This window comes from Streptomyces sp. NPDC055239, from assembly GCF_053606205.1.
In genome coordinates, this window is record NZ_JBSGRD010000006.1 from 164,800 (window position 1) to 186,482 (window position 21,683).

The following is a 21,683-nucleotide window of genomic DNA, read 5'->3' on the forward strand; positions in this document are numbered from 1 at the left end:
TACTCGAATCGGTACGGGCGAGCGGCAACGTCAGCGTCCGAGACCCACGTCCTTGATCCCGCGTTGGAGTACGGACTGCCGAGGTATCCACGGGCCCGGCCGGGAGGGGGCAAAGAAGACGAGCTGGGCGCTGGAGCTGTGGGCCGGGGGCAAGTCTGGGCAAGTTAGCGGTTGGCGCGGATCATGACGGTGAGGACTGGCGACGCTGGTGAGGGTTGGCTTTGCCCGATGTCTTCGTAACCCCACGATTCGTAGAGTGCGTGGACTTTCCCCTCGCCAGCGGCCGGGTTGACCATGAGCGTGACGTATGGTTCATCGCGTGTGGCGAGGAGAGCGTCGTGGATGCGGCGGGCGGTGCCGGTCTTCCGCCAGGCTGGCCGGACGCCGATCTCCTTCAGGGCCACGGTCGGACGTTCGGTGTACTTGTCCGCCGGCGTCGGGCTGGTGCGCTGCCAGTAGCGGTCGGCGTGTTCGATGGTGTTGCCGTAGGCGTAGCCGACCGGGTGCCCGTCCGTGTACGCGATGACGGCTGTGAACCCTGGCTCAGTGCCGTGCCGGTCGATGCGTTCGCCGAACGCGGTGACTGCGTAGTTCGGCAGGTGGAGGAGCGGGGCGCGCACGTCGGCGTACACGTCAAGGAGGTCGCCGCGGACGGTGTCAAGGGTGGTGAACGTGCGCAGTTCGATGGAGGGCGCCGTGGTCATGCGGCCATCCTCCAGGTGGCGGTGTGCTCGATCCAGGTCTGTGCGGTGGAACTGCCCGGCGCGGTGGCGCGCAGTGCGGCCCCGAACTCCTGCAGCATGCGCGTGACCCTAGCGTGATGGGTGGCGGCCTCGGCGGGGATCTTCATTGCGGTGGCCGTGGCGGCGTCGGGGGCGCCCTGGGCGAGCTGGGCGTGGGCGAGCCGGGTGGTGGTGATGGCACGGGAACGGATCATGTGGGGCCGGAGCGCGGACATGCAGCGATGGGCGTGGTACTCGGCGGTCGAGTAGTCGCCGAGCGCCAAGTGCGCGGAGAGGGCCAGGGAGTCCAGTTCGGCCTGGTCGTAGAAGGCGAGCATCCACATCGGCCGGTAGTCGGCGGGGTCGGCACGCAGCATGGCGTCCTGTGCCTGCTCGAAGGCTCGGTGGGTGCCGGTGCGGTCCTGTGCTGCGCCGTGGATGGCGCCCTGGCGGGCCAGGCCGAGGGACGCGAACAGGGGGTCCCGGCGTGTGAGGTGCAGGTTGCGGGCGACGTCGTTGGCGGCGAACGCGTCCGCCGGTCGGCCCATGTGGCGGTACATGGTGCCCGCGTGGCTCCAGATGCGGAACTTGATCGTCTGGTCGCCGGACATCTCGGCGAGGGCCTGGGCTTCGCGCATGTGCGCCTTGGCGACGTTGTAGCGCCGGCCGTCGATGGCGGCCCACATCGCGGAGGAGCGGAAGGCGGCTGCGGAGGCGTAGAGGTTGCTGCGTACGCGCTGGGTGGCGCTGCCCGCGTTCTGGAGGTTGAGCGCCTCGTCGGCGAGGGCGGCGGCCCGCTGCTCGATGCCGAGTTGTCCGCCGTGGCGGTGGTCGCTGGCGATGATCTCGGCGAAGCGCTTGTTCAGGCGGTTGACGTCGCTCATGCCGATATGGCGCGGTGACGCGGCGCCGGGCGCGGCTGCTGCTGCGGCAGCCGCCGCGATGCTGCCGACGAGGGTGCGGCGCTTCATGTCGGGGTCCTCCTGCTGCGGTGGGGCCGGGGTGGACGAAGGCCGGCTTCGTGGCACGAACCCTAAAGCGACGGCGGGTAATCCGGTGACGTCCTCAAGTGCCTTGCGGGCAGCTGACTTCGGCCAGATGACCCGGCCCGCTTTCCACGATCGCCGCTGCTCAGGATCAGCTGTCCGTGGTAGCCCCGGTAGCGAGGCTTCAGCGAAGCCCGCATCAGGCCCTCCAAGCGGTCGACCAGCTTCTCGTACCGGCGCCGGGCCAGCTCGTCCTTCGCGGGCATTTCGCACAGCTCCCCACCTCTGCCCACAGCCCCATGTGTGCCATATGTGTGCTGCGAGTACGAAGGCCCTCCCGTCCGTTGGACGAAAGGGCCTCTGACCAGGTGTTTCTCTGTGCCCCCGGCAGGATTCGAACCTGCGACACCCGCTTTAGGAGTTCGATTGGGCTGGCTCTAACCCTGGCTGCACCGCGGTCGCCATGGCCAGGCTAAGGCGCCCAGGTCCTCAGCTATCCGGAGCCGTTGATGTCAACGACGGATGTCAATTGGTAGCCGCTCCTGCCCCCGACGAAGCCGTCGCATCGGTGGACGCCTTCTTGCTGTCCCCGCCCGTCACTTCGTGAAAGAAGCCCGGTACACCAAGGATGATCGCGGGGACAGCAAGTGCCCACCACCACAGGTAAGCGCCGCCGTGGAGAGCGGCCCACGTGCCGAGGCCGATGCCGCCGAGGCTGAGAAAGACCCCCACGCCCACCCCAACCGCGTCTCTCTTAAAAGAGTCTTCGCGCTGGCACATCTCGCTGTACCTCTGAGCTGTCGCGTCTACTTGGGACGTGAGCACCGTCTTGGCCGCTGTACCCTCCGCGACAGAGTCAACAGCTGCGATTTCTGCAGTCAGCCGAACCATGATCTTGTCTGAACTTGATCGGCGACTTGCCCGAGCTGCGAAGAGGCCCGTGAGCAGGGCGATTACCACTGGCGAGAATGCCGTTACTGCCTGCGTAGCCGAGGCGACCTGCAACCGTCATTCCCATCGTCGAGGGCGATAGCGCCCACAGTACCGAGCATGACTACGTAGAGGGGGTGTCCGTCCCCGGGCGCTCTGTAGTCCGTGCAGAGGGTGCCCCCAGCGGACTGGAGCTAACGGCCGATGGGGATCTCGTAGACGATCTCGCACAGAGCGGCGGGCACCACGATGTCCGCTGTCTCCACAGGCTGGCCCTGATCGCTGTAGTACGTCCGGCGGATGTGAGTGATCAGTGCCGCCTTCTGGATACCTAGGAGTGATACCTCTTCGGCGGTCGCTTGCCGCGGTTCCGGTTGCTCCACGGCGTGGCTGACGGTGATGCCGATCTGGGCCATGCGGTTTACGACGCCCGCCCCGGCGTGCGGGCCTCCCTCGGGAAGGACGACGAGAGTGCCGCCGGTGAGCTCGTACGGCTCCCAACTGGTCGACAGCTGAACTGGCTTGCCGTCAGCGAGGAACTCGTAGGCGGTGCGGACGCACAGCTCGCCCTCGGCAATGCCAAGGCGCGAGGCGACCTCGGCTGGCGCCGGAACTTTGGCATCGGTCCGACTCTCCCAGTCCCCTTGCCTGCCCACGGCCTTCATGTCCGCGCGGAACGGAGAGCTCTGGGGCTGCTCGCGCGCCGCCGAGCGGACAACGCGTACACGCTGCCGCGGCTCGGCGACGTAGGTACCAGATCCGGCACGCCCCTCCAGTACCCCCTGGGAGATCAGCAGCTCCTGGGCCCGGCGCACAACGTTCTCGCCCACGCCGCACTCCTGGGCGATCTGGGCGCGGGACGGGAGCCGATCTCCGGGCGTCCACTCGCGCTCCGAGATCCGCCGCCGCAGTACGTCGGCGATGCGGAGATAAGGCGGCTGCTCAGGCATATGGAAAATCTAGTCCACTAGCTCTAATCTAGTTAACTAGCTTAACTCAAAGTGATCGCTGGTGACGGAGGCTGCCCTGTGCCTGCTTCAGAAGTGAGCGCGGAGGTCATCGCAGCTCGGTTATCGGCCCTCGGGCTCACCACACGCGTGGAGGAGCACGACCGAGAGACGTCGATCGAAGCGGAGGTACCGGAATCGCTCTCCGCCGAGTCATGGCGGGAGGCCCTGGAAGTGGTGGCGATGGCCGACCGATTCGGACTGCTCGCCACCAGCTTGAACAGCCGCACCCTCTGGGCGGCCGTACGCAAAGCGGTCCCGACGACGGGCCCTGTCGACGGACCGAGCCATCAGCAATAGGAGCGAGCAGCATGTTCATCCGTATCGGACGTTCCCTCTTACTCGCCTGCGAGAAGCGTGGACGGCAGGACTCGCCCGCTGCACCTCGCCTCGCGCCTACCGGCATCTCGTGCACCCTGGCGGGTGCCTGCTGATGCCACCCAGCCAGCGCCCCCGCATCACGCATACGGGGGACGTCCCCTACCGATCGAGCGCGTGCCGGATCGGTACGCACCACGCGTGCAGGGAGTCTTCCCCCACCAAAACGCCGTTCGACGTTCCCGTGGTCTACGAGGCGTGCGATTGCCCCTGCCACACGACGGCCAATCGGCCGGCACCCGCGGAGGTACCGCAGTGAGGACATGGACACCCAGCGGCGCACTGGCCTCCACGGTCGAGATCACTGCGGCCAGCGTGTTGCGCGGCGACGTCATCCGAGTGGGCGGCCAGCCCTGCCGTGTGGCCGACCTCGTTCAACTGGCGGGCGGTGCCAAGCAACTCGTATTCGAGTCAGGCGAGCTGCTGACCCTGCACCCGCGGAGCCGACTCGCCGCACTTCGGATGACGAGAGGGAGGTGATCCAACCAATGCCTTCTCGCCGCCAGAGCATCGCCGCCGACCTCCGCGAGGAGATCACGACGGGTCGCCTGAAGCCCGGTGAACGCCTCCCCTCCGAGACTCAACTAGCCGCCCAATACAAGGTCAGCACGGCAACGCTACGGAGTGCTCTGGCAGTACTCCAAGGAGAGGGCCTGATCGAGAAGATCCACGGCAAGGGGAACTTCGTTCGTCGCCCCCTCCGTAAAATCACCTACGTCGGCGGCGATGGCACACCGGCCCCGCAGACCACCCCCGACACAGGGCTGCGCATCACGGTCCGCACCACCAAGATCCGGGCGAGCGGGCATCTGACAGCTCTATTGCGAGTGTCGACCGGTAGCGCCCTGACGGAGTTCTCCTGCCTCAGCTACGAGGCGAAATCACCGCACAGCCTGGCTCGCATCTACGTCCCTCGCGACCTGGCGCCAGCCACTGTGCTCAATGAACCGCGCATGTACGAGGGAGCGGCGGCCAGATTCGCGGCACTGCGCCCAACGTCAGCCGAGATCCGCGAAACAGTCAGCGCCCGCCTCCCGACACCAGACGAGGCCTCGACCCTTCGAATTAGCTCCGCCCTGGCGGTCCTCGCGATCACACGCGTGACGGCCGACATCACCGGACGCGTGGTCGAGGCCGCGCTCCTGGTGCTCCCAGGGGACCGCGCCGACGCGATCTTCACTACCAACCACGCAACCGACGCAGGACGGACGGAAAGATGACCTCCCGAGACGAGTTGCGGCTCCTCCCTTGGTCAGGACCAGACGGCAAGCCCTGCTACCTCAGCACCAACGACAGCAGCGGCCACATGTCCCGCCTGGCCGACAACATCGAGGCGGTACACCTCGGGATGGCAGCGGAACTGCTGGAGCAGTCACAGGAAGTACTGGACGGCGAGGACGTAGAGCCAGATCGGCTGCGCCTCCTGGCGACGGACCTACAGGGAGCCTTGCGGAATGCGCTCCGCGTAGCGATCAGCCGCAGCACCTCTAAACGGTGAGTGGCCTACGACCACCGGTTCAGCGCCCGCCTCGGTCGCCCCAGCACCCGCTCCCTCGGCGATGTGGCACCTCGGTCGGTATCTCCCCCCTGGCAGCCAAGTGCTTAGAAGAGACTGCCACTCTTCGGTCCGAGCACGGAGCGCAGAATTCCAGCAGTCGTAACGGGTCCGGACAGCACGACGTGGCGGGACCGTGATGCGGTGCCATGCGATACGCGGGTGAGATCCGCACGACTGTCACCTGCTTACGCCTGTCGTGATGCCTCAATGACGCGCGGCGAGGGTTTCCGCCCCATGGCTTGTTCGCGCCCTACCTGGACGGTGAGTGCATGGTCACTCTGAAAGTACCTGAAGCATCAACTGGTCTGGGCACAGTGGCGCGCCTAGGGGGTGGCCGGTGGCTTACATTCCGATACTCAAGGGCAAGGCGGGCGAGTTCATGGCTCTCGAACATGCCTCACAGGAGGTGTGGTCGAGTATTCGTCCGGTGATGGAGGTCGTACCGGACATCAACGTGAGAGACGTCCTGGAGACATTCTGCGAGCACGCGATGGAGGCGATACCGAACGGCGCAGTCTTAACTGTGGACTGCGGAGCGCTCCCGGCAACGTGCGTCTTGGAAGGCGATGCTGGCGGACCTGTCGCTCGGGTGAGTGAGTCTCTCGATTTGAGGGGCAGAGCCATGTGCCCCGTCTTCCGCAGCACGGACTCACGCGCTGTGCTGGACGAAGTAGCCGCTGCCAGCACTCGACACGGCCATGGAGCATGTTTGCGCGTTTCCGTGGCTGATGACGCGAGCGGGCCTCTGCTTGACCGGCCTCAAGTTCAAAGCTTGCTCCGTCAGTTAAAGAGAGAGCCCGAGGAGATCGATCTCCTAGTCGATGCAGGCCCAGTCCGGTCTAGCGCTGAGCGAGATGGGTTGGTCCAGACAGCTCTCGATACGCTGGAGCGCTTGTCGTGTTGGCGGTGGCGCCACAGAACTATTGCCGCCGGCGCCTTCCCTGTGAACCTGACAGGCTTCCCGCGAGGCTGTGCGACGCCCGTAGCCAGACAGGATGCGCAACTGTGGCAGAGAGTTGCAGATCAATGGTGCGGCGAGCCGCCAGACTTCGGGGACTTTGGAGTCACGCACCCGCGCATTCCAGTGAAGTCGCGAGGCACACCCGACCCGAACATGCGTTACACCACGCAGGACTGCTGGCAGGTCTTCGTCTATCCACGGATCCGCTCGGGCAATGACGACTTCTTCAAGCTCAGCCAAGACTTGGTGGCGTCAGTTCATTGGCCGCAGACGGGCGCTCGAACGTCATGGGGGGACGCTAGCCTCCAGGAGTGCGCATCCCGCCAGCGGCCTAAGGCTGGCGCTGGCAAAGAGTGGCGGGCTTGGGCGACCTCGCACCATCTTGCTGTGGTCACCAACAGCCTTACGGCGCTGGGGCGACCATGAGCCGACTGAATTTGCACTGATGGTCCGCAGACATGCGCGCTTGTTCGCCGTTGTTCTTTGGCGTTGTCGCGCAGTTAGACACGCACGGGCTCACTTGGCACCTACCCGCCGACGGTCCTCCAACGAGCGCCCTGCGCATTACGGTAGCGTCGTGGGCTCGAGCGAGAATTGCAGGCGTGCTGGTGCCTGGTGAGTCGTCTTGGGGGATGACGTGGATGCTGCTTGGGCCGCAGTGGTAGCAGGTTCGGTCGGCGCCATGATCGGCGGAGCCGCGACCTACTTTGGGCCCATGCAAGCTCAGAAGCGGGCGCTAGAGGCTAGTGCTGCTGCGAAAGCGGCAGATCGTCGAGACGACGCGGTCCGCTGTGTTGCCGAGGTCCGCAGCGAAGCGCAGGCATGGATCATGTATTTGATGCAAGTGCTAGGGGATGTCGGGCAAGGCCGGTTTCCGGATCTTGGCGACTTCGACGCCAAAGTAGCCGAACTGCGTGGGGCGTTCGAGAAGCCTCTGGCTCGCCTACTGACGTACGGGCTAGACGTGTTTTATAGCGCGTTTGCTCGTGAACTGCGCGCCGTGGAGCAAGGAGTACGCCAGATCGTCGCTGACCGAGACTCGGTGATGGCCACTTCGTACATCTCGCAGACAGACTCCTTGGGGACATACTTCTCGGCTCGGGCTGTGGTGACTACGCGGTGGGCGGATGACGTCATCAATGGTCGGTGGAGCGATGAGAACCCTCTACGTGGGACGGTCTTTGACCCCAATCGATGAGCGAACGAGCTGCCTAGCCGTAACCTCAGCTTGGGAAGCTGTGGTCATCTGAGGCTGGTTTGGGCGGTGACGTGTGCGAACGGTCGGAACGCGGTCTCGTTGGGCCCGACCGCGTTCACCGCGATTCCCTACCCGATCTGGTGCGCTTGTGGTGCGAGCCGCAGAGCCGCAGCAGTCCGGCGCTGGCCCAGGCCAGAGCGGGAGGATGAGAGAGATGGTCAGCTGTGGGCGGCCGCTGCCGACTCTCGTCAGCTTCAGACGGTCCAGGGACGGGCCCGAGGCCGAGGCCTGAGCAGCGTGATCACCGCTCCGCCCTTTGGGGCTGACGTGGCAGTCGCGGCCTGGGCCGCATCTAGTGAAAACCGGGACATCCGCGCCAAGTTGGGTGTTCAATCTCGTCATGCCGCGCTGCACCACGCGGGCCGCGCAAAGACGATGCAATGTCAGGAGAACAAATGATTCTGCGCGAGTTTCTCTATGTCGACACTGATAAGGTTCGCGCCCTGCTTGCTCAGCTCGATGGCGGAATTGCGGAGGAATCCCGAGAGACGGAACGCAAGGAGAAGAGGACAACCTTCGGTCCTCGCTCGGCAGCTCAACATCTGCAGGGGTCCGGTAGTGAGAGCTATACCAACAAATCTCTCGGCGATGCGTTATTCCCAACACTGGAAGAAGCTTTGGAGTCGGAACTCCTATTGCGTGACATTTCGGAAGATGCATCGCAGGTGGACCTTTGGGCAACTGGCGAACTTAAGAAGAAATATCCTCCAGGGTCGCTCGTCAGAATTACGGCGCCTGGGTCCCTGTTCGATACAAGGTATGCGGCCTCTGCTTTTGCCGCCTTCGGGCACGTGAATGTCGGGCTCCAAGGTATCGGAGCCTCGCCATCAGACGTGCCGCAGCAGCCAGGAAAGGGTAAGCAGGGCCAGCAGCGCCGCAAGCCGACAAAGAAGGTCGAGGGGGGTGTAGAACAACTGGAGGACGCAATCCCTGACTTCCCATCGGTTGGCGGGACGGACGGGAACACCCTGCGATCATTCGTGCAAATCGCAAAGGGTGTATTCACTCCAGGCTTGCATATCAACTTGACGCCAGCCGAGGGTGCCCTAGTGAGTTCCCGACTCCAGGAGGGGCGTCAGTATCTCGACACTGACGCGGAGATTCTCTTCGCCCGCTACGGCACGGAGCGTCACGAGTGGACACTGGTCGGTAGCATTGGGAGCTACGGGACAGAAGAAGTCGAGTTGCCGGATATGAACTTTTACAATTCGAACGGCAATGTCAATCGCGGCAAGTTCGCCGAAGCGATGAATGCTCAAATGCGGAACTTGGGGAGGATCGGATTTATTGATTTGCCTCAGCATCCAGGTTTCTCTCTAATCCCATTCGCCGTATACCGAACTATTCCTCGCAGTGTCGAGTTGGTGAATGCGCGGTCGTAGGTCGGTGGAGCGGCTTTGGGCTGGAGCTGCTTTGGGGCGAGTGATCATGGCCCCTTAAGCTCACGGCGAGTCGGGCAGTCTGTGGACCTGCCCGTTAAAGCACGACGTTGGGGCCATGATCTTAGAGGCTCGCCCCAAAGTGGCTGCCTAAAGCCGTGGAGCCGACCGCCCCAGCCACAGAGGGTGTCTCCCACTTCATGCCCGCAGCTCGCGAGCGCGCCGCCTGGCGCGGCCAGCCGGGGCGGAGACAGGAGGCAGGCCGCGCCGTCGAGGCGGCGCGCGCCCGCGCTGTGCGCGGGCCTTGATGAAGTAGGGAAAGTTCTATCGCGTCGGCGTCAGGCGCTTGCCGTCGTGGCTTCGCACGTGAGGGCCTGCCCCGTCTAGGGCGTCGAGGAGCCGGATCGCGTAGACCTCGGACATCCACTCGGCTACCTCTTCGGGCGTGAGCCAGTCGACCGCCGTTGATTCGCTGGATGTGCGTTCGGTGCCGCCGACCGGCTTGCAGCGGAAGACCAGCGCCACGATGCCCCGGGTCGTGTTCTTGTAGACCCCGGTGAGCTCGTCCACCTCGATGTGGATGCCCGTCTCTTCCAGGACTTCGCGCCGTACGCCCTCTTCGGGGGTCTCGTCGAGTTCGAGCACACCGCCAGGAAGTTCCCACTTGCCGTTGTCCGCGCGGCGGATTGCCAGGAGTCGGCCGTCCTCGCGAACCACTACTCCGGCTACGGACACGGAGTGCAGTGGCGTTGACTGGCCTTCCTGGGCGCTGTTACTCATATACAGGAGCATAGGAGGAAGAGAAGGACTATGGGAACTGCGGTAGGAGAGGGGAGGGCCGGACCTCGGTACGTGCAGATCGCTGACGACATCGTTCAGCAGATCCGGGCGGGAGTTCTGAAGCCCGGTGACATGGTGCCGAGTGAGTCGGAGCTCGTGGAGCGCTACGGCGTGGCCGGCGGGACGATTCGCAAGGCGATGGTCGAGGTGCGGGCCAGTGGGCTCGTCGAGACTCGGCACGGCAAGGGTTCGATCGTGAAGGATCGGCCGCCGGTACGGCATCGGTCCTCGGATCGCTTCCGGCGCTCGCTTCGGCAGGGTGGCAAGGCCGCGTATCTGGCGGAGTCCGCGCAGTCCGGCGCCACGGCCAAGGTCAGCGTCCTGTACATCGGGCCCATGGAGGCCCCCGCGGATGCTGCTGAGCGGTTGAGCGTCGAGGCCGGTACCCAGGTCCTTGCCCGGCGTCGTCTCTACTTCCGCAACGGCACCCCCGTCGAGACCGCGTCCTCGTATCTACCGTGGGACGTCGTGAAGGACATCCCCGAGTTGTTCGCCGAGAACCCCGGCGGCGGTGGCATCTACGCCCGACTCGAAGACCACGGGCACGAGTTCGCCGAGTTCGTTGAGACGCTGCAAGCACGTCCGGCCTCCAAGGCTGAGGCAACCGAGCTCGCGCTCAGTCCCGGAGCTCCGGTGGTTCATCTGATCCGCGAGGCCCGGACGACCGAAGGCCGTGTGGTCGAGGTCTGCGACACCCTCATGGCCGCTGACCAGTTCGTTTTCGAGTATCGGATCCCTGCCGCAGACTGACGCGCCCTCAACTCTTAGCAGCCCGCCGTGACTTCTCTGTCGCGGCGGGTTGACTCATGTATAGGAGTGATGCACTCTTCTTCATGTCACTCCTATACATGAGTGACGGAGTCCAGCATCTCTAGAGGAGTGATCCGCAGTGCGTCAGATCCCCGTCGACACCTCCACCGCCACCGTGATGGTCGCCAAGGCCCCGCAGCCCAAGGTCAAGGACCGTCGTACCGGTGAGCTCGCCCAAGACATCGAGACTGGAGCCCAGTTGATGACCGTGGACGTGATGTTCGCGGCCAACGACGCGGTGGAGATCCTGTCCGTCACCGTCCCCCAGCCGGGCATCTCCGACGAGCTGGCCATGGGCACCCCGGTCGCCCTCACCGGACTGATCGCCCGCCCGTGGGAGAACGAGTTCAACGGGCAGAAGCGGCACGGCATCGCCTTCCGCGCCGTCGCCGTCACCTCGCTCACCGGTGGTGCCACGAACTCCAAGGCAGCCTGATCATGACCGGCTTCACGGTCGCGCTGCTTCTGCTGGTCGTCGCCTCCGCAGTGATCCTGCGGTGGCGGCGCCCCGCCTGGTACTGGGTGAGCTTCGGCGTCACGTTCGCCGCGGTGCGGGTCCTGGTCCGGTACGCCTCGGTCATGGAGGCCTGCGGGCTCACCGTCCCGCCCTCGCGCTGGCGCCTCTCGCTCGCCCGGATGGCCAACCGCCCGGTGCCCGAGTCGCGAGCTCCGCGCGTCCTGCGGCTGCGGCCCACCCGCACCGGCCTGATCCTCCGCCTCAAGCTCCGCCCGGGGCAGGACGCGTTCGACGTCTCGGCCGCCACCGACCGGCTTCGCCACTCCTTCGGGATGTACGGCGTCACCTCCCGCGAACTGCGCTCCAGCGTCGTCGAGTTGCGCATGACCGGCTACGACGTACTCCAGCGGGTGAAGATGCCCGCCAAGACCGACAGCCGCCCGATGCGCATCCCCGTCGCCCTGCGCGAAGACGGCGCCGTGCACTACCGCGACTACCGGGCCGTACCGCACGGGCTCACGCTCGGCGCCACCGAGTCGGGCAAGTCCGTCTATCAGCGCAACCTCGTTGCCGGGCTCGCCGCTCAGGACGTCGCCCTCGTCGGCATCGACTGCAAGCAAGGCGTCGAGCTTTTCCCGCTCGCCCGGCGCTTCTCCGCCCTCGCCGACAACCCCGACACCGCCCTCGAACTCCTCGACGCACTCGTCTCCCACATGGAGACCGTCTACGAGCTCATACGTGCCGAGCAGCGCATCAGCGTCGGCGTACCCGATGCGGATATCGCCGCCGACATCTGGGATCTGCCTGAGGACCTGCGGCCCGTACCCGTCGTCGTTCTGGTCGATGAGGTCGCCGAACTCGCCCTCTACGCAAGCAAGGACGAGGAGAAGCGGCGCGACCGGATCATCACCGATCTGGTCCGCCTCGCCCAGCTCGGTCGAGCCGCCGGGATCTACCTGGAGATCTGTGGCCAGCGCTTCGGCTCCGAGCTCGGCAAGGGCATCACGATGCTCCGTGCCCAGCTCACCGGCCGTACTGCCCACCGCGTCAACGACGAATCCAGCGCCAACATGGCCTTCGGCGACATCGCCCCGGACGCCGTACTCGCCGCCATCCAGATCCCCACCGAGACACCCGGCATCGCCGTCACCGGCGACTCGACCGGCGGCTGGGCCCGCATCCGCGCCCCGCACACCTCGCTGCGCGAAGCCGTCAACATCTGCAACCGGCACGCCGACCGCACCCCGGACCTGCCCGAGCTGGCACCCTTCCGGCCCGTCGTCGCCCCGCTGCCCTCGGCCCACACGCCGCTCTCCAAGGCCGCCCCCGCCACGGCCTGACCACTCCCGCTCCACGGTCGGCGCGACCGCATCCGCGCCACGTCCCTACCCCGCCCATGCCCAAATCCGGAGGTGAACCAGTGGACGCCCACGAGGACTTCAACCGCACGGTGCAGCTGCTCGGCGCCCTGGCCCTGTACGCCGACCTGCCCGACGCCGACGAGGAGTTCGTAGCCGTCACGGGCTCGGCCGTCGCTGCCTCTCTGCCTCGTCGTGTTCTCCCGCCGCTGCCGCTCGACTACGACCCGACCGACGGTCCGGACTACCCGGGCGAGGGCTCGTAATGGCCCGGCCCGCGATCCGCCTGGACGCCGTCCTCGTGCAGGCCTTCATCGCTGGCGCCCTCTCCTTCGCCCACCTGCACGACCTCGCCGCCGCTGCCGGGCAAGACGGCTGGAAGGCGTGGGCCTACCCGATCAGCGTCGACCTGCTTCTGGTCGCGGCCTGGCGGCGGCTCCGCAGCGACGGCCCGTCCCGGCTCGCCTGGTGCTGGTTCCTGATCGCGCTGGTGGCCTCGCTCGGCGCCAACGTCGCCACCGCCGGGTTCCTCGACCTACAGCACCCGCCGGGCTGGCTCCGGTTCGGCGTTGCCGGTTGGCCCGCCCTCGCCTTCCTCGGCGGCACGCTGCTCGCCCACACCGCCCACACCGCCCACGAGCCCGAGCCCGAGCTCGAGACCGCGCCGGAGCCGGATCGGCCGGCACCCGCAGCACCCGAATCCGCGCCCGAGCCCCCTGCCGTCGCGGAGCCAGAAGCCGCCCAAGTCCCCGCGGCTGAAGTAGCGCCCGCCCTCCCCGCCACCGAAACCGCACCCCCGGTCCCGGCCGCCCTGGTCGACCACGCCCGCAAGGTCGCCGACGACCACCAGGCCCGCACCGGATCCCGCATCGACACCGACACCCTCCGGGCCCGCCTCGGTGTCCCGCCCCAGCTCGCCGCCGCCATCGCCGCCCAACTCGCCTGACCCAAAACCTGACCCGAGAGGAGAACCACCCATGCCCGCCCACGATCGCTTTCACTCCGTGATGCAGATCGGCCCTGTCCAGATCGGCACCCACCGCGATCACCACGGCCACACCAAGCACGCCGCCGTGTGCACCGCCGACCGCTGCGGCTGGTCCTCCGACTACTCCAGCCAGTCGGCCGCCCAGCTCGCCGCCCGCACCCACCGCTGCAAGGCCCGCTGAGGAGCCCCGCCATGGATGTCCCGCTCTGGCTCGCCCTGATCGTCGTCGGCTACCTCGGCCTCAAGCTCATCCGCCCGCCCTGGTGGCTGGTGATCGTGCTCCTGCTCTGTGGCTACCTCCTCGCAGACAGCCTGTTCGCCCCCGCCATCGACTCCACCGTCAAGTAGCAGCCCGCGAAGGGAGATCCACCATGTTCCGCCCCAAGGTCCCGACCAACCCGGCTCCGACCGGCATGGTCACCCCGCCCGCCATCGTCCCGGCCGCCGATGTTCAGCAGGTCCACGCCCCGGCGCCAATGCCCGCTGCCCCGGCTGCTCCCACCCGACCCGCTGTCCAGCTCACGCCCGGCAGTGTCGTCGCCCTCGTCGGTAGCGGCACCGCCGTCGTCCTGGTCGTCGGCGCCGTCCTGGTCTCCATGCTCCTCGCGGTCGCCATCACCGGCGCCTCGCTCGCCATCTGCGCCCTGGTGATCCGCTCCCTCATCACCGCCGAGCAGAAACGGCGCTGACCGGCCCCCGGGCGGCCTCAACCGCCAAGTCTCCGCCGCCCGGGAGCCGCGCCCCTCTCCGAACCAGAAATCCGGAAGGAAGCACCATCATGACCGCACGCACCCGACCGCCGTCCAGCATCTGCCCGGCCTGCGACGGCTTCGGCTCCGCCGCCGTCACCCTCGGAGGCCGCGACCGGCACGGCCACCTGCGCATCATCACCGCCCACTGCCTGGACGGCCACGGCATCGCCACGGTCCGCCGCTCGCTCACGCGGGAGGGCGCCCGTGTCTGACACGCTCCTCGACCCGACCACCCTCGGCGACCTGCTGAGGGTGGCTTCGGCCTCCGACTTCGACCGCTGGCAGGACCAGGTACGCCGCACCGGCGGCTGCTCCGACCCGATCCACCTCACCGGCTGGTCCCTCACCAAGGACAAGACGACCGGCGAGACCCTCCACCACTACTCCACCCAGAACGAGCCCGGCGGACGCCTCCGCCTCGCCTGCGGCAATCGCCGCGCCTCCCGCTGCCCCTCCTGCGCCTGGACGTACGCCGGAGACACCTACCACCTGATCCGCGCGGGCCTGGCCGGAGACGACCGCCGCGACATCCCGTCCACGGTCCGCGACCACCCGCGCGTCTTCACCACCCTCACTGCCCCGTCCTTCGGCCCGGTCCACAACCGACCCGACCGAGGTACCTGCCGCTGCGGCACCCACCACCCCACCGACGACCCGGCACTAGGCACCGCCCTCGACCCGACCACGTACGACTACGCCGCCGCCGTCCTCTTCAACAACCACGCGGGTGACCTGTGGATGAGATTCACGACGCGCCTACGCCGAGAGCTCGCCGCCCGCGCCGGACTCACCCAACGCGAACTGAAGGAGTCCGCCCGCCTCTCGTACGGCAAGGTCGCCGAGTTCCAGAAGCGCGGCGCCCTGCACTTCCACGCGGTCATCCGCCTCGACGGCCCGGACGGCTGCGACACTCCGCCCCCGTCCTGGGCGACCGTCGACCTTCTCGCCGACGCCATCCACGCCGCCGCCACGCACTCGTACACCTCGGTCTCTGTCCCGGCCGCCGATGACCAGCCCACCCGTACGTTCCGCTGGGGCACCCAACTCGACGTGCGCCCGGTCAAGGCCTTCGGTGACGGCTCCGATATCACCGAACAGGCCGTCGCGTCGTACGTCGCCAAGTACGCGACCAAGGCCGCCGAGAACACCGGCACCCTCGACCGCCGGATCACCGAACTCGCCGACCTCGACCGCCACCAGGTCCCCGCCCACGCCCGCCGCCTGATCGAAGCCTGCAAGCTGCTCGATCCGCTCTACCCGGACCGCCGCCTCTGGGCCTGGGCGCACATGCTCGGCTTCCGGGGCCACTTCTCCTCCAAGTCCCGCCGCTACTCCACCACCCTCGGCGAACTCCGCCAGGCCCGCGCCGACTTCCGCGCCGCACAGGAACGCGACGCCCTCGGCCTGGACGACCGCGAGCCGGACACCGTCCTCGTGCTCTCCGACTGGCAGTACGCGGGCCACGGCCACACGCCGGGGGAGTCCGCCCTCGCCGCAACGATCGCCCGGGATCTCCAGATCAACCGTGAAACCGCCCGTGACGCTCTCGCGGATGTCGATACATCGGGGGAGTGGTGACCATGGACCGGTTGCTCACCGTGCACCAGGTCGCTGAACTCCTCGGCACCACTGTGCGCTTTCCCCGTCGATTGATCGAGGAACGGCGGATCACCTTCGTCAGGGTCGGCCGACACGTCCGTATCCCTGAGGACGCACTCTCCGACTTCGTGGCGACCAACACCGTAGAGCCGGTAGCGATCCGGCGTGCATCGCTGAGGAGGGCTGCGTAATGGCCAACGGCAAAGGAAGCCGCCGCCGCTTCGGTTCGGTGCGCCAACTCAAGTCCGGCCGCTGGCAGGCTCGTTACCGGGACCCCGTGACCGGCCAGCTTCGCAGTCTCGATAAGACCTTCGCGACCAAGAAGGACGCTGAGGTTGCGTTGTCGCTGATCGAGGCGGACATCTCGCGTGGGCTGTGGGTTGATCCCGACGGGGGCAAGGTCCCTTTCGGCGATTTCATGACCGACTGGTTCCGGGATCGGAAGCTTGCGGGCCGTACGCGGGAGCGGCACGAATCGGTGATCCGGTTGCACATCATGCCCACCTTCGAGAACCGGGCGCTCGTCTCGGTCAACACGGCGCAGGTACGGGCCTGGCGTACGAGCCTTCTCGCTGCGGAGGTGGGAGAGCCGACCGTAGTCAAGGCGTACCAAATCCTTCGAGCGGCCTTCAACACGGCCGTTGATGATGAGCTGATCAAGCGGAACCCGTGCCGGATCAAAGGTGCCGACAGTTACGACGTGCCGGAACGTCCGGTGCTGAGCGTCGCTGAGGTCTACGCGGCTGCTGATGCGATCAACCCCCGGTATCGGCTTCTGGTCCTGTTCGGGGCCTTCACCACACTGCGCTTCGGCGAACTGGCAGCACTGCGCAGGCGGGATGTCGACGCCGAACACGGCACGGTCAAGGTGCATCGATCCCAAGCCGAGATGCAGACCGGCAAGCTCTTCGACAAGGCCCCTAAGTCGGACGCCGGAGTTCGCCCGGTGGCCTTCCCGGTCGAGCTGCTGCCGGATGTGAAGCGGCATCTTGAGCGGTACGCCGGGCCCGGTCGTGACGGACATGTCTTCATCGGCCCTCAGGGCGGCAAGCTGAGGCGCAGCAACTTCCGCGATGACTGGGTCAAGGCCCGGACCAAAGCGGGCATCGCTGCTGACGTCCACTTCCACGATCTTCGGCACACGGGAAACACCCTCACCGCCGACGGTGCGAGCCTCCGTGAGCTGATGGCCAGGATGGGGCACAGCACCGCGCGGGCGGCGCTGATCTACCAGCACATGGTCGATGGCAGGGACCGCCAGATTGCCGACCGCCTCGGCGAGAGGATCCGCAAGGGGCGGGATGCCAGCAAGAGTGACGATGATCCACCGGAGAGTGGCACGTAAGTGGCACGGACCGGATCATGCAGAAGGGCCAGCCTCGGGGAAAACATCCCTTGAGCTGGCCCTTTTCGCTGTGCCCCCGGCAGGATTCGAACCTGCGACACCCGCTTTAGGAGAGCGGTGCTCTATCCCCTGAGCTACGAAGGCGGGGCTGACTGATGCCGCCACGGATGGCGGTTTCAGACAGGGTAGCGGATGGGGGTGGGGCCGTGCCGCCTGGCCGGGGTGGCGTCAGCCGATGTGGGGTGGGGGTGTCGACTCCGTGTGTTCCTGCTTGCCCGCGGTGATCGCCAGTGCCGTTACCGCCAAGCCCGCCAGGAACATGCACGCCGCCGCTATGAACGCCATCGTGTAGCCGTGCGTCACCGCCTCGCCCGCCCGGGACAGCAGGGGGAAGTCCTTCGTGGACAGGGCGCGGTACAGGGCCGATGCCGCCTCCGGGAGCTTTGCGTTCGCCGTCGAGGTGGAGATCGTCGACAGGACCGCGAGGCCCAGCGCGCCGCCGATCTGCTGTGCCGTGTTCAGGAGCGCCGAGGCGATTCCCGTGTCCTCGTGGGCCACCCCGCTCACCGCGCCCAGCGTCATCGGGACGAAGCTCATCCCCAGGCCCAGGCCCGTGACGAACATCGCCGGCATCAGGTGCGTGGCGTAGGAGGAAGCGGGGGTGAGTGTTGCGAACCAGAGCATTCCTGCCGTTGCCACCAGCAGGCCCGGGCCCGCCAGGAGGCGCGGGGCCACTTTTGCGATCAGCTTGGAGCTGATGCCTGCCGCCGCTGCCATGCCGAAGCTGAAGGGGAGGTATGCGAAGCCCGTCCGCACCGGGCTGTAGCCCTGGATCAGCTGCATGTAGAGCGTCAGGAAGTAGAACGTGGCGAACATGCCCGCCCCGATGAACAGCATCGTCGCGTAACTGCCCCACCTGCTGCGGTCCTTGAACAGTCGCAGCGGCATCATCGGGTGCGCCGTGCGCGACTGCAGGAGCAGGAAGGTCAGCAGGAGTACCGCCGCCGTGCCGAATGATGTCAGCGTCACGGCGTTCGTCCAGCCGTGTTCTCCGCCCCTCGTGATCCCGTACACCAGCGCGATCAAGCCGCCGGTCCCGGTGATCGCGCCCGGGACGTCCAGGCGGCCCCGGTGGCGCTCCGCCTCCACCAGCGTGCGGGTTCCGGCGAGGACGGCCAGGCCGATCGGGATGTTCACGAAGAACACCCACCGCCAGTCCAGTACGTCGGTGAGTACGCCGCCGAGCAGCAGGCCCACCGTCGCGCCGACCCCGCCCATCGCCGCGTACACGCCCATCGCCGTGTTGCGCGGTTTGCCGGACGGGAACGTTGTGGTGATCAAGGCCAGTGCGCTGGGGGCTGCGAGTGCCGCGCCCACGCCCTGGAGGACCCTCGCGCCGATCAGCAAGGCCTCGTTGGGAGCCAGGCCGCCCAGGAGGGAGGCGAGGGTGAAGACGGCGATGCCCAACTGGAACATCCTGCGGCGGCCGAACAGGTCTCCCGCCCTGCCGCCGAGCAGGAGCAGTCCGCCGAAGGCCAGGGCGTAGGAATTGACGACCCAGGCCAGGTTCGCGTCGGTGACGCCCAAGTCGGTCTGGATGCTGGGCAGGGCGATGTTCGTGATCGTCGCGTCGAGGACCACCATCAGCTGGGCCGCGGCGATCACGAAGAGGGCCAGGCCGAGGTGGCGGCCCTTGGGACCTCTTCTGGAAGAGGTTCCGGGGGATGCTTCGGAGGTGTTCCGTGGTGGTGGGAGAGGCGACGTCGTGGCGCTGTCTGCCGACATGGGCGTAGGGCTCCGGAGATGTGTGGAGGCGTGGGCCGCTGTGGCCATGGCTGTGGCCTTGGCCCTGAGCGTGAAGTGATGTGACCGCTTGCAATACGAGCCGGAGCGCCGATACGGCGAGAAACTCCCTGCTCGTGACGAAGGCCAAACCCTAGCAGCCGAATTCCGTCCACCTGCGTGCGCCGAATGTATTTCTCTGTGTGGTCATTGTCGCGTCTCCCCGGCTGGCCAAAGGGGCCGTCTCTGTGGGCACGCGATCGGTCGCAACTTCCCCGTTCCCGCTTGCTTTTTCGGTACGAGTGTGGACACCGCGGGGGTCACGGACGCCCCCTGTGCGCCTCCGCCGTGCCCACACTCTTTCAAGGAATGCAAACCCGTTAGCTTTCGAATTCCCTGCGCTTCTCAGGACTGTGCTTCTCAGGACTGCGCTTCTCAGGAACTCGGAGTCCAATTTCCCAGCCAGTCGCCGATCTCCTGGTCCGCCGCCTGCGCGTCGCTCAATTGCGGGCGGTCGGCGCTCGCCGAGCCCGAGCCCGCGCCCGTGTTCTTGTACTCCGCGAAACGGTCGTCCTTCCAGGGGAAGCCGCCCATGTCCACCCACGGGGTCGCCTTGATGGCGGCGCTCAGGGTCGAGTCGCGCACCGTCGTCTGCGGGTCCAGCGTCGCGTCGCCGCCCGCGTGCCAGTTGCGGCCCAGGTAGAAGCTGCGTGCCGATACGTCGCCGCTCACCGTGGTGTTGGTGATCAAGAAGCCCTTGCGGTCGGCCGGGGTGCTCGGCGCGGTGACGTAGCCCTGCGAGGTGCCGTCCCAGCGCTTCTTGAGGGTGATCACCGAGTGGTCCACCACTGCCGTCGCCCGGCCGAAGACGAAGTCCGTGTTGCCCACGATGTAGGAGTTCTTGATGTAGGCGCGGCCCAGTTTGTCCTTCGCCGCCGTGTCCAGGAGGAGCGTGTCCTGGTCGCCCTCCACGATCACGCTGTCCAGGAATGCATTGTCGGCCGCCGTGCGCAGGGCCACCGCCTGGTGACCGGAGAGGTTCTGGTTCGCCTTCTCGTCGAAGTCGTTGGAGAGGGTCAGGTTGCGCGCCTGGAAGTCGTCGGCCTCCGCGGCGACGGTCGCGCTGCCCGAGGTGCCGTAGGTGCCGGAGCCGTCCGGCTTGGGGGTGCCCGCCGCGTTGTCGTACACGATGACCGTGTCCTTGCGGCTGCTCCCCGAGCCCTGGAGGGTGACGTGCGGCTTGTTGGCCGGGATCTTCACCGTCTCGCGGTACGTTCCCGGCGCGATGGAGATGACCACCCGCGAGGAGTTGTTCGCGGGTACGGCATTGACCGCCGCCTGCACCGTCTTGTACTGGCCGCTGCCGTCCTTCGCCACCGTGAGCGTGGCAGCAGCAGCGGAGGCGGCAGCGGAGGTGCTCGCGCGCGGGCCCGCGCCCGCCTTCACCTTTGACGGGACTTCCGATCCCTTGTCCAGGGTGTAGTCGTAGAACGCCTTCGGATCGAACGCCGTGCCGCCGCTCTCGTTGCGTCCGCTCGTCCCGGCGAAGACATTCCCGCGCTGCACGATCGAGGCCGAACTGTCCTTGGTGACCGGGTTCTTGATGCCCTCGAAGTAACTGTTCTCCAGGACCATCTTCGTGTTGCCGCGCGAGTAATTTCCGTACGAGGACGTGATGTCCGTTCCTGCCACGTCCTGGAGGTAGTTGTTGTAGAGGTGCGCGTGGGCCACGTTGTCCGTGGACGGGTTGCGCTGCTCCGTCTCGCGGAACCAGTTGTGGTGGATCGTGATGTCGGCCGTGGTGTTCTCGGTCCAGCCGATGCCGAACGTCTTGTTGTTGTCGCTCAGCCTGTTCCAGGACACCGTCAGATAGGTGGTGTCCTTTCGGCTGTCTATCAGGCCGTCCGCCATGTGCCGCAGGTCGTTGTGGTCGATCCACACGTGGTGCGCGCCGTCCATCTGTACGGCGTCGAAGTCGTGCTCCTTGTCGTTCCACGTGCCCGCGTACGAGTCCCGGATCGTGAGGTTCCGGATGATTACGTTGTGCACGCCCTGGCCCAGGAAGAAGCCGCCCCCGACGATCTGGCCCGAGGTGCCTGAGCCCACGATCGTCTTGTCCGACGCGACCTTGATCTCCTTGCCCTTGGGGTCCATCGTGATCGTCGCGGCCACGACGATGACGTAGGGGTCGGAAGCCGTCGCGTATTTCTCCAGGTCCGCGAGTGTTCTGACGGTGACTGTCTTTCCGTCGCGTCCGCCGTACGTCCCGTTCTGACCCAGGGCGTCGACCGATGCGAAGCCGTCGGCGATGTCGGCCGCCCGGGTTGCTGCCGCGGAAGCCGCGGAAGCCGCCGAGGCCCGTGGCTGTGCGTCCTCGCCGAAGACTCCGAAAGCCGTGCCGTACGTGAGTCCCGCCGCGGCTGCCACGGCCACCGGGATCCCGACCGTCAGGCTCAGCCGCCGCCTGCGGTGCCGCGCCCCGCGCTCATCGTTGATCGCTCTCATTGCCTCATCCGCCCTGGCGATAGTCGGTATGCGTGTGCGTCTGCGCCTTTGTTGCGCAGGGCAGTCGT

The 21,683-nt window shown here is 66.8% G+C and carries 24 protein-coding genes and 1 tRNA gene; 18 read left to right on the forward strand and 7 right to left on the reverse strand.

Going from position 1 to position 21,683, the window contains the following annotated elements; translation table 11 throughout:
* Positions 1 to 164: 164 nt before the first annotated feature.
* The 3 genes from ACWFRJ_RS21105 to ACWFRJ_RS21115 form a co-directional block, all read right to left on the reverse strand.
* A complete protein-coding gene (locus tag ACWFRJ_RS21105; protein WP_453532815.1) occupies positions 165 to 704 on the reverse strand; it encodes an N-acetyltransferase family protein in 540 nt (179 codons plus the stop codon).
* Positions 701 to 1,981, reverse strand: a complete 1,281-nt coding sequence (locus tag ACWFRJ_RS21110) for an XRE family transcriptional regulator (RefSeq protein WP_453532818.1) — start codon at positions 1,979 to 1,981, stop codon at positions 701 to 703. Before ACWFRJ_RS21110 ends, ACWFRJ_RS21105 begins: the two co-directional genes overlap by 4 nt.
* An 851-nt stretch (positions 1,982 to 2,832) precedes the next feature.
* The gene (locus tag ACWFRJ_RS21115) at positions 2,833 to 3,588 is read right to left on the reverse strand and encodes a GntR family transcriptional regulator (protein WP_453532821.1); all 756 of its coding nucleotides are present in this window, start codon (positions 3,586 to 3,588) and stop codon (positions 2,833 to 2,835) included.
* Between the two features lie 78 nt (positions 3,589 to 3,666).
* Between ACWFRJ_RS21115 and ACWFRJ_RS21120 the strand changes: the two genes are divergently transcribed.
* The 6 genes from ACWFRJ_RS21120 (at position 3,667) to ACWFRJ_RS21145 (ending at position 9,182) form a co-directional block, all read left to right on the forward strand.
* A complete protein-coding gene (locus ACWFRJ_RS21120; protein WP_453532824.1) occupies positions 3,667 to 3,945 on the forward strand; it encodes a hypothetical protein in 279 nt (92 codons plus the stop codon).
* A 566-nt stretch (positions 3,946 to 4,511) separates the two neighbouring features.
* Positions 4,512 to 5,243, forward strand: a complete 732-nt coding sequence (locus ACWFRJ_RS21125; protein ID WP_453532827.1) for a GntR family transcriptional regulator — start codon at positions 4,512 to 4,514, stop codon at positions 5,241 to 5,243.
* Entirely contained in the window at positions 5,240 to 5,521 is a 282-nt protein-coding gene (locus tag ACWFRJ_RS21130; protein ID WP_453532830.1) for a hypothetical protein, read from the forward strand. The genes ACWFRJ_RS21125 and ACWFRJ_RS21130 overlap by 4 nt, the downstream gene beginning before the upstream one ends.
* A 397-nt stretch (positions 5,522 to 5,918) precedes the next feature.
* A complete protein-coding gene (locus ACWFRJ_RS21135) occupies positions 5,919 to 6,968 on the forward strand; it encodes a beta family protein (protein ID WP_453532833.1) in 1,050 nt (349 codons plus the stop codon).
* A 289-nt stretch (positions 6,969 to 7,257) separates the two neighbouring features.
* On the forward strand, positions 7,258 to 7,740 hold the full coding sequence (locus ACWFRJ_RS21140; RefSeq protein ID WP_453532836.1) for a hypothetical protein: 483 nt from the start codon (positions 7,258 to 7,260) through the stop codon (positions 7,738 to 7,740).
* 455 nt (positions 7,741 to 8,195) lie between these two features.
* Positions 8,196 to 9,182, forward strand: a complete 987-nt coding sequence (locus ACWFRJ_RS21145) for a DUF6414 family protein (protein WP_453532839.1) — start codon at positions 8,196 to 8,198, stop codon at positions 9,180 to 9,182.
* 321 nt (positions 9,183 to 9,503) lie between these two features.
* On the opposite strand, the gene ACWFRJ_RS21150 is transcribed toward ACWFRJ_RS21145, so the two are convergent.
* Positions 9,504 to 9,971, reverse strand: coding sequence for an NUDIX hydrolase (locus ACWFRJ_RS21150; protein WP_453532842.1), 468 nt, complete (start codon positions 9,969 to 9,971; stop codon positions 9,504 to 9,506).
* 18 nt (positions 9,972 to 9,989) lie between these two features.
* On the opposite strand from ACWFRJ_RS21150, the gene ACWFRJ_RS21155 reads away from it, so the two are divergent.
* The 12 genes from ACWFRJ_RS21155 (at position 9,990) to ACWFRJ_RS21210 (ending at position 17,328) form a co-directional block, all read left to right on the forward strand.
* The gene (locus tag ACWFRJ_RS21155) at positions 9,990 to 10,769 is read left to right on the forward strand and encodes a GntR family transcriptional regulator (RefSeq protein WP_453532845.1); all 780 of its coding nucleotides are present in this window, start codon (positions 9,990 to 9,992) and stop codon (positions 10,767 to 10,769) included.
* A gap of 139 nt (positions 10,770 to 10,908) precedes the next feature.
* The gene (locus tag ACWFRJ_RS21160) at positions 10,909 to 11,265 is read left to right on the forward strand and encodes an SCO3933 family regulatory protein (protein ID WP_453532848.1); all 357 of its coding nucleotides are present in this window, start codon (positions 10,909 to 10,911) and stop codon (positions 11,263 to 11,265) included.
* 2 nt (positions 11,266 to 11,267) lie between these two features.
* On the forward strand, positions 11,268 to 12,626 hold the full coding sequence (locus ACWFRJ_RS21165; protein WP_453532850.1) for an FtsK/SpoIIIE domain-containing protein: 1,359 nt from the start codon (positions 11,268 to 11,270) through the stop codon (positions 12,624 to 12,626).
* Between the two features lie 80 nt (positions 12,627 to 12,706).
* Positions 12,707 to 12,910: a hypothetical protein gene (locus ACWFRJ_RS21170; protein WP_453532853.1), complete on the forward strand. Its 204-nt coding sequence runs from the start codon at positions 12,707 to 12,709 to the stop codon at positions 12,908 to 12,910.
* A complete protein-coding gene (locus ACWFRJ_RS21175) occupies positions 12,910 to 13,590 on the forward strand; it encodes a DUF2637 domain-containing protein (RefSeq protein ID WP_453532856.1) in 681 nt (226 codons plus the stop codon). Before ACWFRJ_RS21170 ends, ACWFRJ_RS21175 begins: the two co-directional genes overlap by 1 nt.
* A gap of 31 nt (positions 13,591 to 13,621) precedes the next feature.
* The gene (locus ACWFRJ_RS21180) at positions 13,622 to 13,813 is read left to right on the forward strand and encodes a mobile element transfer protein (RefSeq protein ID WP_453532859.1); all 192 of its coding nucleotides are present in this window, start codon (positions 13,622 to 13,624) and stop codon (positions 13,811 to 13,813) included.
* Between the two features lie 11 nt (positions 13,814 to 13,824).
* Positions 13,825 to 13,980: a hypothetical protein gene (locus ACWFRJ_RS21185; protein WP_453532862.1), complete on the forward strand. Its 156-nt coding sequence runs from the start codon at positions 13,825 to 13,827 to the stop codon at positions 13,978 to 13,980.
* A gap of 23 nt (positions 13,981 to 14,003) precedes the next feature.
* On the forward strand, positions 14,004 to 14,321 hold the full coding sequence (locus ACWFRJ_RS21190; protein WP_453532865.1) for a SpdD-like protein: 318 nt from the start codon (positions 14,004 to 14,006) through the stop codon (positions 14,319 to 14,321).
* Positions 14,322 to 14,410: 89 nt separating this feature from the next.
* Positions 14,411 to 14,596, forward strand: a complete 186-nt coding sequence (locus tag ACWFRJ_RS21195) for a hypothetical protein (protein ID WP_453532868.1) — start codon at positions 14,411 to 14,413, stop codon at positions 14,594 to 14,596.
* Positions 14,589 to 15,962 (forward strand): replication initiator protein RepSA, encoded by a 1,374-nt coding sequence (gene repSA / locus ACWFRJ_RS21200; RefSeq protein WP_453532871.1) that lies wholly within the window; start codon positions 14,589 to 14,591, stop codon positions 15,960 to 15,962. Before ACWFRJ_RS21195 ends, repSA begins: the two co-directional genes overlap by 8 nt.
* 2 nt (positions 15,963 to 15,964) lie before the next feature.
* Positions 15,965 to 16,174 carry an excisionase family DNA-binding protein gene (locus tag ACWFRJ_RS21205; protein WP_453532874.1) on the forward strand — a complete coding sequence of 70 codons (210 nt, stop codon included), beginning with the start codon at positions 15,965 to 15,967 and terminating at the stop codon, positions 16,172 to 16,174.
* Positions 16,174 to 17,328 carry a tyrosine-type recombinase/integrase gene (locus ACWFRJ_RS21210; RefSeq protein ID WP_453532877.1) on the forward strand — a complete coding sequence of 385 codons (1,155 nt, stop codon included), beginning with the start codon at positions 16,174 to 16,176 and terminating at the stop codon, positions 17,326 to 17,328. The genes ACWFRJ_RS21205 and ACWFRJ_RS21210 overlap by 1 nt, the downstream gene beginning before the upstream one ends.
* A 71-nt stretch (positions 17,329 to 17,399) precedes the next feature.
* On the opposite strand, the gene ACWFRJ_RS21215 is transcribed toward ACWFRJ_RS21210, so the two are convergent.
* From ACWFRJ_RS21215 to ACWFRJ_RS21225, 3 genes are all read right to left on the reverse strand, one after another.
* A tRNA-Arg gene (locus tag ACWFRJ_RS21215) sits at positions 17,400 to 17,472 on the reverse strand.
* 84 nt (positions 17,473 to 17,556) lie between these two features.
* Positions 17,557 to 19,113 (reverse strand): MFS transporter, encoded by a 1,557-nt coding sequence (locus ACWFRJ_RS21220; RefSeq protein ID WP_453532879.1) that lies wholly within the window; start codon positions 19,111 to 19,113, stop codon positions 17,557 to 17,559.
* Between the two features lie 432 nt (positions 19,114 to 19,545).
* Positions 19,546 to 21,615 carry a pectinesterase family protein gene (locus tag ACWFRJ_RS21225; protein ID WP_453532882.1) on the reverse strand — a complete coding sequence of 690 codons (2,070 nt, stop codon included), beginning with the start codon at positions 21,613 to 21,615 and terminating at the stop codon, positions 19,546 to 19,548.
* Positions 21,616 to 21,683 lie beyond the last annotated feature (68 nt).

What these genes read in the sequence shown, in the direction of transcription:
- ACWFRJ_RS21105 (WP_453532815.1), bottom strand. Translation starts at nt 704, where the DNA reads ATGACCACGGCGCCCTCCATCGAACTGCGCACGTTCACCACCCTTGAC.
- ACWFRJ_RS21115 (WP_453532821.1), bottom strand. Translation starts at nt 3,588, where the DNA reads ATGCCTGAGCAGCCGCCTTATCTCCGCATCGCCGACGTACTGCGGCGG.
- ACWFRJ_RS21125 (WP_453532827.1), top strand. Translation starts at nt 4,512, where the DNA reads ATGCCTTCTCGCCGCCAGAGCATCGCCGCCGACCTCCGCGAGGAGATC.
- ACWFRJ_RS21130 (WP_453532830.1), top strand. Translation starts at nt 5,240, where the DNA reads ATGACCTCCCGAGACGAGTTGCGGCTCCTCCCTTGGTCAGGACCAGAC.
- ACWFRJ_RS21140 (WP_453532836.1), top strand. Translation starts at nt 7,258, where the DNA reads ATGCAAGCTCAGAAGCGGGCGCTAGAGGCTAGTGCTGCTGCGAAAGCG.
- ACWFRJ_RS21145 (WP_453532839.1), top strand. Translation starts at nt 8,196, where the DNA reads ATGATTCTGCGCGAGTTTCTCTATGTCGACACTGATAAGGTTCGCGCC.
- ACWFRJ_RS21150 (WP_453532842.1), bottom strand. Translation starts at nt 9,971, where the DNA reads ATGCTCCTGTATATGAGTAACAGCGCCCAGGAAGGCCAGTCAACGCCA.
- ACWFRJ_RS21155 (WP_453532845.1), top strand. Translation starts at nt 9,990, where the DNA reads ATGGGAACTGCGGTAGGAGAGGGGAGGGCCGGACCTCGGTACGTGCAG.
- ACWFRJ_RS21165 (WP_453532850.1), top strand. Translation starts at nt 11,268, where the DNA reads ATGACCGGCTTCACGGTCGCGCTGCTTCTGCTGGTCGTCGCCTCCGCA.
- ACWFRJ_RS21175 (WP_453532856.1), top strand. Translation starts at nt 12,910, where the DNA reads ATGGCCCGGCCCGCGATCCGCCTGGACGCCGTCCTCGTGCAGGCCTTC.
- ACWFRJ_RS21180 (WP_453532859.1), top strand. Translation starts at nt 13,622, where the DNA reads ATGCCCGCCCACGATCGCTTTCACTCCGTGATGCAGATCGGCCCTGTC.
- ACWFRJ_RS21185 (WP_453532862.1), top strand. Translation starts at nt 13,825, where the DNA reads ATGGATGTCCCGCTCTGGCTCGCCCTGATCGTCGTCGGCTACCTCGGC.
- ACWFRJ_RS21190 (WP_453532865.1), top strand. Translation starts at nt 14,004, where the DNA reads ATGTTCCGCCCCAAGGTCCCGACCAACCCGGCTCCGACCGGCATGGTC.
- ACWFRJ_RS21195 (WP_453532868.1), top strand. Translation starts at nt 14,411, where the DNA reads ATGACCGCACGCACCCGACCGCCGTCCAGCATCTGCCCGGCCTGCGAC.
- ACWFRJ_RS21205 (WP_453532874.1), top strand. Translation starts at nt 15,965, where the DNA reads ATGGACCGGTTGCTCACCGTGCACCAGGTCGCTGAACTCCTCGGCACC.
- ACWFRJ_RS21210 (WP_453532877.1), top strand. Translation starts at nt 16,174, where the DNA reads ATGGCCAACGGCAAAGGAAGCCGCCGCCGCTTCGGTTCGGTGCGCCAA.
- ACWFRJ_RS21220 (WP_453532879.1), bottom strand. Translation starts at nt 19,113, where the DNA reads ATGTCGGCAGACAGCGCCACGACGTCGCCTCTCCCACCACCACGGAAC.
- ACWFRJ_RS21225 (WP_453532882.1), bottom strand. Translation starts at nt 21,615, where the DNA reads ATGAGAGCGATCAACGATGAGCGCGGGGCGCGGCACCGCAGGCGGCGG.